At 36.6% G+C, this 13,966-nt stretch carries 14 protein-coding genes; 1 reads left to right on the top strand and 13 read right to left on the bottom strand.

All coding sequences use genetic code 11. The annotated features are described in order from the left end of the window. Positions 1-76 precede the first annotated feature (76 nt). The 10 genes from M3593_RS19180 to M3593_RS19135 all read right to left on the bottom strand — a co-directional run bounded on the left by M3593_RS19180 (position 77) and on the right by M3593_RS19135 (position 8,489). Positions 77-526: a GNAT family N-acetyltransferase gene (locus M3593_RS19180; RefSeq protein WP_251544254.1), complete on the bottom strand. Its 450-nt coding sequence runs from the start codon at positions 524-526 to the stop codon at positions 77-79. A gap of 435 nt (positions 527-961) precedes the next feature. Next, the gene (locus M3593_RS19175) at positions 962-1,804 is read right to left on the bottom strand and encodes a sugar nucleotide-binding protein (RefSeq protein WP_251544255.1); all 843 of its coding nucleotides are present in this window, start codon (positions 1,802-1,804) and stop codon (positions 962-964) included. A gap of 114 nt (positions 1,805-1,918) precedes the next feature. Then, positions 1,919-2,446, bottom strand: coding sequence for a DUF2199 domain-containing protein (locus M3593_RS19170; RefSeq protein WP_251544257.1), 528 nt, complete (start codon positions 2,444-2,446; stop codon positions 1,919-1,921). A gap of 161 nt (positions 2,447-2,607) precedes the next feature. Beyond that, positions 2,608-2,979, bottom strand: coding sequence for a hypothetical protein (locus M3593_RS19165; protein WP_251544259.1), 372 nt, complete (start codon positions 2,977-2,979; stop codon positions 2,608-2,610). A gap of 197 nt (positions 2,980-3,176) precedes the next feature. Then, positions 3,177-3,746: a histidine phosphatase family protein gene (locus M3593_RS19160; RefSeq protein WP_251544261.1), complete on the bottom strand. Its 570-nt coding sequence runs from the start codon at positions 3,744-3,746 to the stop codon at positions 3,177-3,179. A gap of 114 nt (positions 3,747-3,860) precedes the next feature. Next, positions 3,861-4,424 carry a hypothetical protein gene (locus tag M3593_RS19155; RefSeq protein WP_251544262.1) on the bottom strand — a complete coding sequence of 188 codons (564 nt, stop codon included), beginning with the start codon at positions 4,422-4,424 and terminating at the stop codon, positions 3,861-3,863. 340 nt (positions 4,425-4,764) lie between these two features. Beyond that, positions 4,765-5,124, bottom strand: a complete 360-nt coding sequence (locus tag M3593_RS19150; RefSeq protein ID WP_251544264.1) for a hypothetical protein — start codon at positions 5,122-5,124, stop codon at positions 4,765-4,767. Positions 5,125-5,554: 430 nt separating this feature from the next. Continuing rightward, complete coding sequence (locus M3593_RS19145; protein ID WP_144478926.1) at positions 5,555-6,298, bottom strand: SDR family NAD(P)-dependent oxidoreductase; 744 nt, start codon at positions 6,296-6,298, stop codon at positions 5,555-5,557. 312 nt (positions 6,299-6,610) lie between these two features. Next, positions 6,611-7,528: a pseudouridine-5'-phosphate glycosidase gene (locus M3593_RS19140; RefSeq protein WP_144478924.1), complete on the bottom strand. Its 918-nt coding sequence runs from the start codon at positions 7,526-7,528 to the stop codon at positions 6,611-6,613. After that, positions 7,512-8,489 carry a carbohydrate kinase family protein gene (locus M3593_RS19135; RefSeq protein WP_251544266.1) on the bottom strand — a complete coding sequence of 326 codons (978 nt, stop codon included), beginning with the start codon at positions 8,487-8,489 and terminating at the stop codon, positions 7,512-7,514. Before M3593_RS19135 ends, M3593_RS19140 begins: the two co-directional genes overlap by 17 nt. 322 nt (positions 8,490-8,811) lie before the next feature. Between M3593_RS19135 and M3593_RS19130 the strand changes: the two genes are divergently transcribed. After that, positions 8,812-9,912, top strand: coding sequence for a carbohydrate kinase (locus tag M3593_RS19130; RefSeq protein WP_251544268.1), 1,101 nt, complete (start codon positions 8,812-8,814; stop codon positions 9,910-9,912). A gap of 172 nt (positions 9,913-10,084) precedes the next feature. Here the strand turns inward: M3593_RS19130 and M3593_RS19125 are convergent, their stop codons facing one another. The 3 genes from M3593_RS19125 to M3593_RS19115 are packed head-to-tail and all read right to left on the bottom strand — an operon-like array spanning position 10,085 to position 13,819. After that, positions 10,085-11,200 carry a Ger(x)C family spore germination protein gene (locus tag M3593_RS19125; protein WP_251544270.1) on the bottom strand — a complete coding sequence of 372 codons (1,116 nt, stop codon included), beginning with the start codon at positions 11,198-11,200 and terminating at the stop codon, positions 10,085-10,087. Further along, positions 11,197-12,294: a GerAB/ArcD/ProY family transporter gene (locus M3593_RS19120; RefSeq protein WP_251544272.1), complete on the bottom strand. Its 1,098-nt coding sequence runs from the start codon at positions 12,292-12,294 to the stop codon at positions 11,197-11,199. The genes M3593_RS19125 and M3593_RS19120 overlap by 4 nt, the downstream gene beginning before the upstream one ends. Further along, on the bottom strand, positions 12,287-13,819 hold the full coding sequence (locus tag M3593_RS19115) for a spore germination protein (protein ID WP_251544274.1): 1,533 nt from the start codon (positions 13,817-13,819) through the stop codon (positions 12,287-12,289). Before M3593_RS19115 ends, M3593_RS19120 begins: the two co-directional genes overlap by 8 nt. Positions 13,820-13,966: the final 147 nt, after the last annotated feature.

Raw genomic sequence — 13,966 nt, 5'->3', positions numbered from 1 at the left:
GAACCGACATTTACCAAGTCATTGCTTTTACTATAGCTTTTTATGCCTGATACCTGTAGCCTCCGTTAACTTTTGTTTATTTTGAAAACCATTCATATTGAATATCAGGTAAATTTTCTTCATTTTCGTGTCCTCTACCAATGATTTTGAATCCATTCTTTTCATAAAATCGTTGTGCATTTTCATTCACTTCAAATGTATATAATGTTAATCTCCCTCTTGATATTACTTTTACTTTATCTAGTAATGATTGACCTATACCCATTCCTTGATAATCTGTATGAATATAGAGTTGGCTTATTTCGGTTTCATTAAAAGCAATCATTCCTACTACTTTATCGTCAATTAACGCTAAATTTATTTGAAACTGTTTAGGTAATATAGTATTTAAAAAATAAACGTGATTTTCAAAGCTATGAATTTCTTTCTGACCAATTGCCTGCTCCTTACTATCGCGCCACATTTTCACTGTTTGTTCAGCGTACTTTGGATTATACTGAGTAATGATGATTTGGTGTTGGTTCACTACAATACCTCCTCATTTTTGTTACTGCTTTTTTGTTGTTTTCTTTTTATAAGTTCGAAAAATACTACACATTATATTGTATTTAACTTTTATGAAATTTCTTCCTAGCCTTTTCCCTCTACTGCACCGTTTATTAAATAAGAAATTCGACAAAAAAAAGGGGTTAATTATACTGGAACAACGCAACCATTAGTTCAAGAGTCACCCTTTATCTATCTTCTCTTTCCAATCCCAATATGTTGACATTAACAAATCATGTAAGAATTCCTCTCTTTCTTCCAATTCCTCTATCTCGTTGAATGTACCCTCGATTAACTCAATTTTTTCGTAGTTAGAGTTAGGTATTTCACCAGAACCATCAATAAAATTAAACAAATCAAATAAGGGATACATACACGCATTTCGCATTATTTTTTAATAGAGCGAACTTGACTTTTAAATTTCTCGAAATTCAGTTTTTAGTAATGAATTTGCCTTTTGGGTATTGAGTGAAGTGTCCAAAGATATATATGAACTGTCTTCTTTATCAATTTTAAAAGGATTTACGGAGTAGTTGAATCCCAGTTGTTTCAAGCGTCGATTATAGAAGGTATGGTAACTTACTTTCTTCGAAGGTCCTAAATGTATAGTACCTATAAATTTTATAAATATTAACTCAAGTATTGCAGTAGATAGATCATCAACGTGTACAAAGGAACGATACAAATTAGTCGCTGCATTAACACTTTCCTTATTCGCTATTTTCTGAATTATACGGGCGGTTCTTTTTTCAATATTTGAAGAACCCCCATAAATAGGGCCAGTACGAATTATCATATGATCTTTATGGTGAGACTTTATGAGGCTTTCTCCTGTATATTTTGCATTAACATAAGCTGAAAGTGGAGATTCGTTAGGAAGTATTCCAATTCTATCTGTTTCTTTATAATTTCCTATACCTTCCGTAAAAACTGCATCTGTTGAAATAAATATTAGCTTTGTTTCTTTTCTTATTATTGATAGTAAATTTTGAAGTCCGCTATTGATTAATTCAATTTCGTTTTGACTACTCATAAGGGTCCAAACAATTATATCAGGAGCGGTTTTAGTTAAAACAGATAATATAGAAGATTTATCAAAGATGTCTGTTTTTAAGATATTTACTTCATTAGATACAGAGCGTGAAGTTCCGTAAACAGTTATGTTTTTCTTATGTGCTGTAACCATTAAACTTGAGCCTAAGAATCCTTTTCCACCTAAAATAAGTAATTTCATTTTTCTTCTCACATTCTTTAACATTTTCCTGCCTTTTAACAACATAACTTATTCAACAAAAAGGTGCTTTAATCCTACTTGGAATCAAAGCACCTTTAATTTCATAACAGGCCATAAGTAAAGTAAAGCAATAAAACATTAACTTTGATCATCTTGTTGGCACAATTCTTCGGCTATTTGTTTAATTCTAACCTTTGATATGCCATTCCTTTGTTCTAAAGCTAATGGATGTTCAGTCGGCTCTAATTCTATATAAGGAGCTATACCTGCTGGTCTGGTATCAACCCTCGTTTTTAAATTAATTGTTTCAGGGTAACAAGGAAGGGAAGTTGATAACCAACCAAACATTGGCTCAAGCTCTTCTTCTCTTCCCTTAGCATCCCAGTACTCAATGGTTTTATTATAATTTTCTTCGCTTAATGAAACCCAGACATCCCAAATAAAAGAGCCATTACCGTCCATTACAGGAAGTTCTATACATCCACGAATAAAGTAATATTCATCGTCTATGATACACAAATCATCATACATTTCTATCCTATCTTCTTGCTCATTTGATGGTATATCGTAGACATAATCAGGAAAGGGACTTACATAACTCATTAGGAGCTCTTCGTGAACCTTTCCGCAACAATTACAATAGTATCCTTCATTAAAGTTACTCATTAACTGTCCCTCCTAATAAGTCTAACTTTCATTTCTGTTTAGCCGATTCTTATTTTACATTATTGGATCTTTAGCATAATAAGGAATTTAAAAAATTTTGGATGAACGCACCCGATGTTTAAACAATTCAAACATGATTAGCCTAATACCACTATTACTTATTAATCTGTTTTAATTTCATAATCTGTTACTCTGTCTTTATCATCAAACCAAAGGACCAGCCATTCACGATCTATCCTCACAAAACCCCGCTCGTCACCTAGATAATAAACCAGATTGTTTGGTTCCTTAAAATATGCCTTTTCTTCTTCCACGCCCAGAAGTTTTATAATTTCAGTTTTAGTCTTCCCTTTTAACTCCACTTCCGAAAGCATACTATCTATCATATCGATTCTTTCCGAATGCTTATTAACCCATTTCTTTTGATTGAATTCATCAGGTGAAAATATTAAAAATAGAACGTAAATGGTTCCGCCTACAATTCCTAAAATTGTTCCAAAAGTAAATGAGATGACTTTAATGGTTTGTTTCACTTAATTCCCTCGAAATTTTGACTTTGAAAATGTTAATTTATTAGAGTAAAAGCATTCTTTATCGTTACATCTTTTTATAAGTTCGTATTTAACTCTTCTGCATCGTTAGTGGAGCAAGAAAAAGAGATGCAGCAGCATCTCTTTATTTAACACAACGCTGGCAAAAATATCATCTTCCTATTGTTAGCTAACAACTTTTAACTAGTCCATAACCTTTGAATATCTACTAATTCCTGTCCGATGAATTCCATCTTGTATATATCTGGTTTTGATGTATTTAATAAGAAGTTCAAATCGTACTTATTGTCATAATACCTCAACATTAATGTCATAATAGCCCCGTGTGTACCTAAAAGTACTTTTTGTCCTCTATAGGTATTCAATATTTCTTTTAAAGCCTTTATTGCTCGTTTCTGACAATCAGCATTAGATTCTCCTCCCTTTATAGCATATTTTGAATCAGCAAATGACCTTTCTAATAAAGGGTATAATGCCTTGTCAGGTATTCGAGAATTTTCAGCAGAAAAGACTCTTTCTTTAAGTTCTTCAATTACTAAAATTTCCTGTCCTAATTCTATTGCTAACTGTTGAACCGTTTGGATGGAACGTTTGTAAGGACTCGAGATAACAGCATCAATGCACTCACTTTTTAAAAGTTGAGCAATTCGTTTAGAGTCTGAGACTCCTTTTTCAGTTAGTTCTCTTGTTCTTTCATCTCCAACTTTTGGGGAATCACCGTGCCTCAGCAAATATATATAAGTTTTCATTATACCCCTCTTTAATTAATATATCTTCCTAGTACTAAGAGCCTCTCAATAGCTAGAAATATGAGATCCCATAATGGCAGCACTTCCAGAATCGGTGTTGAATAGAAAGTCACCCTATTTTAAATCAATTTCCTTAAACCAAAACTCCAACGAATCCATTGGTTCTTCTCTAATATGGACATAATAGACTTTAATATCGCTGGGGTTTATGTTTTCTGGGAAATCAAAAGATATGCGAAACTCCTTAGTTGTCTCAATATCAAAAAATTGAGGTTGCAATTTAGGTGGATCTATTTCGTTTAAGCTTTTGTGAACTGCTGCCTCTAATCCTTTATAATCCATCTCGTTATAGTCTTTGTATCTGTTACGTTTCACATTGGACAACTTTATATTATCCGGAACGTAAAATACAATATAATCGGTGACGAATCTGTAGCTGTCCATTGGTTTCACCCAAACACCTGAAAGAGAATATCGTTGCTTATCTCTTTCCACAGTAATCTCCAGGGATTCAGAAGTTGTATGATACCAAGAGTTAAAGACAACGTATCCAATAATGAATAAAACAAAAAAAACTGGAACTGTTAAACAAATTGATAAAAACCTACTTTTCTTCCAAATGCTAACTGCTAAAATTATTAAACCAAACACAATCAATATTCCAAGAATAATTGTCATAATAAACTCCTAAAAATCTAATTCTATTTAATTTAACCTTTAAATCTCATATATGTAAATACTTAGAAATAATTGTTTGAACACCCTCTCCCCTTAATCTGGCTTGCTAAGCCGAATATCGTTATTACTATCCTGCTTTGCTAGTTCATTAACTTTGTGCCCCTCTAAAATACTTAATTACAAGTAAATAATCTCCAGTGGCTTAACCAGAAAAACCCTCATAAAATATGAAGCCAGTTTTGAATTCCCATTAAAAATTGTTTAAACACCATTAGCCCGTTCTGACAGAAATGAAAAAACCCTTCTCAGACGAAGGGCTTTGTAAGGTATATTGATTTTTTTAGATTGCTTTCATGCCTTCTAGGATAATTTTTGCATCTGCGTTTAGATATGCTGGTGTATCTTTTCTAATCAGTAAGTTGGGATGGTCCTTTACAATCATTTTTATTCCTCTTAAGTCGAACTTATTGGCGTATGTATTAATTGTATTTATGATAGCCATATCCTTTCTTGTCAATGGCTGCCCATCATGAACCTGCATTTGCAAGAGGAAGTCCAATAACTCCCTTGCATTTTTATTTAACATATTTCTATGTTCATTTAAGATTTCAATGTTTTCTTCAATATAAACCCTTGCGATAGCAAGTTCCATTTCTTCTACGTTTTTGTTTATCTTTGCTGTAAGTGATTCTAAACTCAATGTATCCATCTCCTTGTTTTTGGCTACAGTGTATATCGGAATAAAAACGATTTACTTTAAACAAGTCAAACTTATAACTAACAATAGGGGAGAGGTATTTTCTTTTTTCAGGATTTATCTCTTAGAAATCTAGTTGTCCTCTGTGTTTTCTTTGTCATTTTCTATATGGCCTAGAGTCCTGGTTGTCATATTGATTTTGAGACATATTCCTTTTAAGTCGTTCTGATCTTAACTGAGTACCTAAGCTCTCTTTATTCATCTGGAAACCTACGTGTAGCATATATGAATTATATCCCTTCATAAAAAAAGCCAGTTAAGTTTTAACTTAACTGACCTTTTTTTACCACATGCTCTTAAAATAGTGCACGTGCACAGACTTAATTTATTTAATTGAACTAAATTGGATTATATGCCAATAAGTTTGGTACAATTACAAATCTGAAATCATTCCGCCATCAACAACGAATTGTGCTCCAGTGGAGTAACTAGAATCATCAGAAGCAAGGTATACAACTAAATTAGACACTTCTTCAACTTCTGCCCTTCTTCTTAGGGGAATATCTTTTTCAAGTTGTTTTAGATATTCTTCAACATCTGGCTGGTCAGCCATAGGTGTTTTGATAATTCCTGGATGGACAGAATTCACACGGATGTTATATTGCCCTAGTTCGGTTGCAGCACCTTTAGTCATACCGGTTACAGCATGCTTTGAAGCACTATAAGCAATAGCGGTTGGAGCACTTACCAAACCATCTACGGATGAAATGTTAACAATAGAACCAACGCCAGCTTTTTTCATTGAAGGAAGTACTTTTTGCATCCCTAAGAATACACCCAGCTCGTCTACTTTAAATGTTAATTCGAAGTCTTTTACAGTTAGTTCTTCTAATGTTTTGAAGATACCAATTCCTGCATTGTTTACCAGGACGTTGATTGGTCCAAATGCCTCTTCGGTTTTTGCTACAACTTCTACCCAGTTCTCTTCACTGGATACATCTAATTTAAGCGCAATTGCATGGTCTCCTAATTCATCGGCCAGTTTTTGTGCACCTTCAAAATTAAGATCCGTAATCGCTACTTTTGCGCCTTCTGCCACAAATTTACGAGCATGCATAGCACCCATACCTTGTGCTGCCCCTGTAATGATTGCTACTTTCCCATCTAATTTACCCATTATAAATTCTCCTTTCGATTTTAAAAACAACTTCATATACAATTTGTATTATTTGCTTTAATGAACAATTTAATAATAATCCTATTATTAATTACTTTCAATTAAAGAGTCTCGAATTAAAAGTATTTTCCTATATTAATACGCTTGTTTAGATTTTTTGCCTTAGTATGCCGACCACTGCATTTATCTGATCGGTATTTTGCTGACCATCAATAACTAAAAAGCATATTATAAACAACTTCAATAAAGCAGAAACCAAGATTGATAGATTTCGCTCTATTGAAGTTGTGTTTGGTTTATTAAGAATTCATTTTACTTCGTTTGGCTGTTAAAGCTGACAGCAATTTGCGTTCCTACTTTAGCATTGTGTTTTACTAATTCGATATTCGCATCAAGGCTTTTACCGTTTGTTAATTCTTTGATTTTTCCGAGCAGGAATGGCGTGCTGTCTTTCCCGATGATATGTTGTTCTTCTGCTTCTTTCACTGCTTGATCAATAATGGAATTGATATAGTCTTCATCCATAGCAAATTCTTCCGGGATCGGGTTTGCAATCACTGCTCCGCCTTTAAGGTTTAGTTCCCATTTTGTTTTTAATGTCTCGGCAATAACGTCGACAGAATCTGTGGAGAAGTTTAATTTATGTTCGCTGCTTCTCGTATAGAATGCTGGAAGGTACTCTGTTTCATAACCAATTACCGGTACTCCTTTTGTTTCGAGGTATTCCATAGTAAGCGCCAGGTCAAGAATTGATTTAGCACCTGCACAGATGACTGCTACATCCGTTTGAGCAAGCTCTTCGAGGTCAGCCGAGATATCCATGGTTCTTTCTGCTCCTTTATGAACCCCGCCAATACCGCCTGTCACGAAGATTTTGATATCCGCTAAGTCAGCACAAATCATGGTGGATGCAACAGTGGTCGCGCCTAGTTGTTTTGTGGCAACGATTTGCGCAAGATCACGCCTTGATACCTTTGCAACACCAGAACTTTTTCCAAACAACTCTAATTCATCATCTGTTAAACCAATTTTGATTTTCCCATCAATGATGGCAATTGTTGCTGGGACAGCACCGTTATCCCGAACAATTTGTTCAACCTCACGGGCCATTTTAACGTTTTGCGGATAAGGCATACCATGGGAAATAATCGTGGACTCCAAAGCAACGATAGCTTTACCTTCCTTTTTTGCTTGTTGTACCTCTGCTGATAATTCAATATATTGTTTCATTTTTTAATTCCTCCATATCTAAGATAAATTGTTTTTGCGTTAGCTCTTGTCTAACGGTATATTTTGACATAATCGTTTTATGGGCATTGAGCAAACCTGACTTGATAATGTAGTCCATTTCTTTGTTTTGTAACCAGGAATAAATGACTCCTGAGCAAAAGGAATCTCCTGCACCTGTTACATCTACAACCTTTGGTGTTTCAATTGCCGGAAAGTAAGATAGCTCTCCATTTTCGACTCCCGCCATTACACCTTTTGAGCCATTAGTGACAATCACATTTTTCACACCTAATCCTAACCATTTCTTCACAGCATTTTCCCAGTCTTGAACATCCAGGATTTTCATGTTCATGAATGTTTCGGTTTCATCCTTGTTTACGATCAGCCAGCTGACACCATGCAGCGATTTTGTAAGCCTATTCATTTTTGGGGATGAAACAGGGATGATCACAAATGGAATTTGATGCTGAGAAGTAAAAGAACATAGATAATCAATCGTTTCACTTGGACAATTCAAATCAGCAACGATACATTTAGCTCTTTTGAGAATGTGGATATTACTGATTAACAGTTCAGGAGTGATTTTTTCGTAAATATCCATATCGGCTAACGCGACTGATAAATGGCCATTTCGGTCCAAAACGGCCGTATAAGTTCCCGTTGAACAATCTTCAAATGGCGTGACATACTCCAGATTCATGAACGGGGATGATGAATCATAGATTCCAATCCATTCTGCATCGTTTCCTCTTGCTGTTAAAAGGATGACTTCTTCCCCTAATCTGCCCAGGTTTTCGGCAATATTTCTGGCTACTCCGCCAACCGATGTAGAAGATTTTACAGGATTGGAAGTTTCGCCGGTTATGTCAAATTTCGCATAAAATTTCCGATCAAGATTGGCTCCGCCAATGCAAATGATAGGATTTGTTTCCTTGAATGCTTCGGCCATTTCCTTCGTCATTTTATCCCCCCTTCCCAAGTTAAAAACATTTGTTTACTAAATAAACATAAGTTTAGTATACGCTTTCTTTTTTATTTGTCAATGAGTTTAAAAGAATAGTAGTCTCTAGATTGAACATCAATTACTGGAAAATGCATTTTAATCGTCCCATTTTACAGGGGCTTTTTTGCCGTTGTTTTTTTGGTTATAATGGATTGATTAAAACAACTATCAAAAAAACAATCAGTTGATTCTGCAAAAGCTTAACGAGATGAAATTAAATTTGAAAATCTATTCACGTTGAGTTGAAAAACTATGGTTTTTCGGGAAGTGAGGTTGTCTCATGGATAAAGAGAAGCAAATTTTACACCATATAAGAATGAATCCTTTCATTTCACAACAGGAATTATCAAGCAAGGTAGGGTTATCCCGACCTGCTGTTGCTAACTATATTGCCAACCTGACAAGACGCGGAGAGATCAAAGGGCGCGGTTATATACTTGGAGAAGAATCGTCAATCGTGTGTATTGGCGGGGCAAACACAGACCGTAAAGCACGGACGAATCAGAAGGTACGCTTATATTCTTCAAATCCAGTAAGAATTACCGAAACATGTGGCGGGGTGGCTCGCAATTTTGCCGAAAATTTAAGCAGGCTCGGCGTCAGCACATCTCTAATTGCATGTGTCGGAGAGGACAAAGAAGGAAACTGGTTATTGAAGGAGACGAAAAGTGTTGGTGTCGATATTAGTCAGGTATGGGTATTGCCAATGGAACGCACAGGCAATTACACAGCATTGTTAGATGTTGATGGTGAAAGTATTGTTGCGATGGCTGACATGACTATATATGAAAAAATCACAACCTCCATGTTTGAAGAAAAATGGTCCCATATCGCTGCTTCACAGGCTGTTTTTCTGGATACGAATATTCCTGAGGACAGTATACGATATTTAATTAAACGCTGCAGAGATGAAAGCATTCCTTTATATATTGATCCAGTATCTTCAACGAAAGCACAAAGATTGCCTGTTCGCCTTGACGGAGTAGAATTACTGCTCCCGACCCGGGAAGAAGCCGAAGTCCTGTCAGATATGAGAATAGAATCTATCACGGACTGCCAGTTAGCCTGTGAAAAAATTAGGCAGCGTGGGGTTAAACAAATCATTGTAACACTTGGGAATGAAGGTGTTTTTTACTCGTCATCTGATGAATCCGGGCATTTGCCGCCATTTACAACTGACATTATTGATGTCACTGGAGCAGATGACGCATTTGCTTCATGTGCCATCTATGGGATGATGATGAAAGAATCGTTAATCGGCTCGTGTCAATTAGGCCTTGCTGGTGCTGCGCTTACCCTTCAAACTGAGGAATCAATATCCCCAGTTTTGAAGCCTGAAAAACTTCATGAAATCATAAAGATGTTTTCTAGCAAGAAATAACAGGTGAAGCAACAATATCCCTTCACCTATTCAAATATGGGTGACTCAAAAAGTTGTATGAACGACTTTTTTCTGGGTCTCCCCTCCCTTGGTAAACTGTTTTTGACGCTTTCAATTTGCAGAAAAAAATAGAACAATCAGCAGGCTTAAAAAGCTCTCTAACATTTTTTTATTACTTTGTCGCCCCCATCGATTTTATTTCTATATTTAAGTCCATATCAATATTTGCTTCCGAAAGAGCTTTGCCCCAATCATCCTGCACTTTTTTGTAATGTTCATATTCATAGGCTCTTGCATAGATTCCAAGCCCGATGGGGTCAATTTTGTGGTCCTGGACTTTTTTAATGACTTCTTCGAACTTTGATTTCAATTCTTTCTCAATCATTTTCTCTAACTCTTCATCTTTTACACTGTCTTTAGGAAATAAGCGCTCTACAATATTAACACCCAAATTAATCTTATAATGAAAATGGAATTTCCCCTGGGCATATTTGGTCTTTACGTTAGATTGAACTCGCCTTACATCTATGCTTACTTCTTTAGTATTAAAAACCTCCATTTCATCCTCCAGCGCGGGGAGTTCCAGGGAATAGGTCAATTCCTTCTTCTTTTGATCCTGGAGGACTATGAGGAGAGCAGATTCTTGAATACTGAGCGTGTCTACAATCTTTCCCTTCTTATCCAACAATGATACCCCGACAAGTTCAAGGTCTTTTTCTTTTTTTATTTCCGATATAGACGGCGTCATTCCCTTTTCGTACATTTGCCGATGCAGCACCTGGAGTGTGGTCATTACAGTCTGCGTACGATCACTGTTTTTATCAATCACTTCTTTCAAATATAAAGGTAATTGCGGTTTATTATCGGGTTCAAAATAAATAACATCCGAGACAGGGCCATCCACCACGATTACCCTTGTATTCAGGGAAAAGGTGGGATTCCGATATACTGTATCCAGAAGAGAAAACCAGCCTTCATGTTTAAGTACGCGTTTTCCAATCAGTAAAATTTGAATTTTCGCCGCAGTGACTTCACCTGTGGCTTTCACATCAAAATATTTCCGGGATTCCCTGATTGATTTAGCCTTTACCTGATAGGTTTCTGTATTTTTTTTGCTCTCTTTATTGAATACTGGACTTGATTCAGAAATAATCAGGTTGTTATCGTCATCCAGATCAATACCAAGAATCAATGAAATCGTTAAATCTTCCAATGGAACATTGCCTCCACAACTTGTAAGCGTGGCAACAATAATCATTAATGGCAATGCGAGAAAAAGGCGTTTCATTTAGATGCCCTCCTTTGAAAAAGCCCTCGTATCCTTAAAATCCCCCACAAAAAAAGAGGAAAAGCAAATGCTAGAACCAAACTAAACTGTTCCGTTATTTGCTGGAGAAAAGTATTCTGATCGAGAGTTGGAGGAAACGCAATGACATAAATCCCTTCAATCAGTAAAAGCAAGAATAAGGGCCTATTGTTATTTTCATTTCCTGTCAGCCGAGTTGTGCAAAAAACCGTTAAATACATGAGTGGCAGAACGGTCGTAGACATTACAAACAAATAAAAGGAAAAAAAGACAATTTCCAATCTTTCAATAAACTTGAATTCAAGGACTTTCAATTTGGCAATAGTCGGTTCATTATAAGCCGTAATTTCATCCGGACTGAAAAAAGCAAAGGCACCTATTGTGATAGTCAAGAATGCGAGAAGCGATAAGCTATTGGCAATCACAATCCCCATGGATGCCTTCTCTTTCTTGTGCAAAAAGGGGTAAAGAAAAAAGGCAATTTCAAAACCTACGAATGAAAAGATGGCCGTTTTTGCAGCTTTAAAGATTGGGGACCATCCCTCCTTTATAACGGGAAGCAGATTAAGCCACTCGGCATTCTTCAAAGGAATTAAATAAATGGCCACCGTCCACAAGGTCATGAAAAAGACGAGTTCTGAATACCTTCCTAAAATGTTGATGTTTTTTCTGGCAATGAGATAGCTGGGGATTGATAACAACAAAATCGTTACATACACCTCAGTATGAGGCAGGATCCATGCCTGGATAAAAAGCGCTTCCCTAATAAATATCACATGAGCTAATAAAGCAAAATACAATCCAAACAGGATTGTTCCTGCTTTCCCGACCCATTTGCCAAAATAATTGGTTAATAAATCAAGAAGAGTCCCATTTGGGTGTTTCTTCATGATCTGAATGATCAATAAACTGGCAAGAGTTGATATTGACCAGGAAATGAAAATCGCAATCCAGCCATCTGTTCCTGCTTTCTCCGCTAGTTCACGGGGCAACGTCAGTACGCCAACACCCATTTGAACACCATGTATTAAAAAGATATATTGCATTAAAGTAATTTTATTTTTCATGTTATTCATTTTCTTCACCTTTAGGAAGGCGGCTATCGGCTCTTTTCATTTGTACGGCTCTTGTACTGAAAGGGCGCTTTTCGAGCGACCACTGAGGGAAGCGAATAAATAGATCCTTCCAGTCAGGAAAACGTAAAGGAGCAACCGGACTGCCATAAGGCATTCCCAGTGATTCGAGACCGATAAAATGGGAAAGTAAGATCATCAGTCCTACTATGATTCCGACGAAACCAAACAATGAAGCAAGAATCATCATCGGGAACCGGACAATCCGAATAGCTGAACCCATTTCATAATTAGGTATGATGAAAGAAGCGATTGCTGTCAAAGCAACAACTATCACCATAATATTGCTGACAATTCCAGCTTCTACGGCTGCCTGGCCAATGACAATACCCCCAACAATGCCTACTGTTTGCCCAATTTTGGCAGGAAGCCGAATTCCCGCTTCCCTGAGCATTTCAAGAGTCAGCTCCATAATAAAAGCCTCAATAAAAGGCGGAAAAGGAATCCGTTCTCTCGATTCTCCGATAGAAAATAACAGCTTCAGTGGAATGACTTCAAAATGAAATGAAATAGTAGCAATATAAATTGCAGGAAGGAAGATCGCAATGAAAAAGCCAATATATCTAAGCAGTCGAACAAAAGATGCTACCATCCACCGGTTACTATAGTCATCTACTGTTGTGAAAAAATTATTAAAAGACGCAGGTCCGACGATCACACTTGGAGAGCGGTCGACCACGGTTACGAATCTGCCCTGTAAAATTTCTGTTGCTGCGAAGTCAGGTCGTTCTGTTAATAAAAATTGAGGAAAGGGAGAGTATGAATGGTCTTCTATGTATTGCGAAAGTACCCCCGCATTGATGACGCTGTCGACATTCACCCTCTGTATCCGGTCCACAAGCTCTTTCAATATTTCCTGATCCGCTACATCCGCCAGATATAATATGGAGAGCTTCGTCTTCCCTCTTTCTCCAACTGTCATTTCCTTTATTTTCAGTTCTCGATTAGGAATTTGCTGACGGATTAATGCAATATTATCGCCGCCAGTTTCCGTAAACCCCACATGTGCCCCAGATAAATAAGTTTCAATAGGGGAGTCCTCCAGAGATCTCTTTGGAAATGCCGGCGTGTCATATATGTACGCCTCTTTATGGTTATCCAAAAATAAGACGCACTCGCCACTTAATATTGCACTTTCCACTTGCTTCCATGTGGCAGCCTCTTTGATATGACCAAGAGAGACCTTTATATCTCCCTCCTTCTTTTCTTTCTCTCCCTGGAATAAAAGCGGGTCCAATATATGATCAAAAACAACCTTACTATCGGTGATTCCACTTAAATACACAAGCGCAGCCTTATTACTGGTTTGCCTTATGACTAACTCCCTCACGACTAGATCAGGTGTATCACAAAAAATGGCTTGAATTTCAGCAGTATTCTCCTCTAATTTTGCACTTATCCGTCCCTGATTTGTTCCATATCTGGATTCAGAACCCTCTGATGCGTTATACTTCCGAAAAAATACCATGTGATATTCCCACCTAGTTGATGATAGTTTATTTTGTATCGTCAGTTGGCAAATCATACATGAATAGTAGTTACTGCACGTGGAAGAACATCCTCTTAGACACAAAAAAAGCCCATGTATACATGAGCTTTCTGAGTGTCTGTATAT

This window comes from Mesobacillus sp. MER 48 (genome assembly GCF_023714225.1).
GTDB classification, from domain to species: domain Bacteria; phylum Bacillota; class Bacilli; order Bacillales; family Cytobacillaceae; genus Mesobacillus; species Mesobacillus oceanisediminis_A.
Note: the sequence above shows the minus strand (reverse complement) of the source record. Positions and strands in the feature narration are given on the sequence as shown.

Excerpts from the sequence above, each read along its gene's own strand:
- M3593_RS19130 (WP_251544268.1), top strand. The coding sequence starts at position 8,812 with ATGGATAAAGAGAAGCAAATTTTACACCATATAAGAATGAATCCTTTC.
- M3593_RS19155 (WP_251544262.1), bottom strand. The coding sequence starts at position 4,424 with ATGACAATTATTCTTGGAATATTGATTGTGTTTGGTTTAATAATTTTA.
- M3593_RS19145 (WP_144478926.1), bottom strand. The coding sequence starts at position 6,298 with ATGGGTAAATTAGATGGGAAAGTAGCAATCATTACAGGGGCAGCACAA.
- M3593_RS19115 (WP_251544274.1), bottom strand. The coding sequence starts at position 13,819 with ATGGTATTTTTTCGGAAGTATAACGCATCAGAGGGTTCTGAATCCAGA.
- M3593_RS19120 (WP_251544272.1), bottom strand. The coding sequence starts at position 12,294 with ATGAATAACATGAAAAATAAAATTACTTTAATGCAATATATCTTTTTA.
- M3593_RS19175 (WP_251544255.1), bottom strand. The coding sequence starts at position 1,804 with ATGTTAAAGAATGTGAGAAGAAAAATGAAATTACTTATTTTAGGTGGA.
- M3593_RS19170 (WP_251544257.1), bottom strand. The coding sequence starts at position 2,446 with ATGAGTAACTTTAATGAAGGATACTATTGTAATTGTTGCGGAAAGGTT.
- M3593_RS19135 (WP_251544266.1), bottom strand. The coding sequence starts at position 8,489 with ATGACGAAGGAAATGGCCGAAGCATTCAAGGAAACAAATCCTATCATT.
- M3593_RS19125 (WP_251544270.1), bottom strand. The coding sequence starts at position 11,200 with ATGAAACGCCTTTTTCTCGCATTGCCATTAATGATTATTGTTGCCACG.
- M3593_RS19140 (WP_144478924.1), bottom strand. The coding sequence starts at position 7,528 with ATGAAACAATATATTGAATTATCAGCAGAGGTACAACAAGCAAAAAAG.
- M3593_RS19160 (WP_251544261.1), bottom strand. The coding sequence starts at position 3,746 with ATGAAAACTTATATATATTTGCTGAGGCACGGTGATTCCCCAAAAGTT.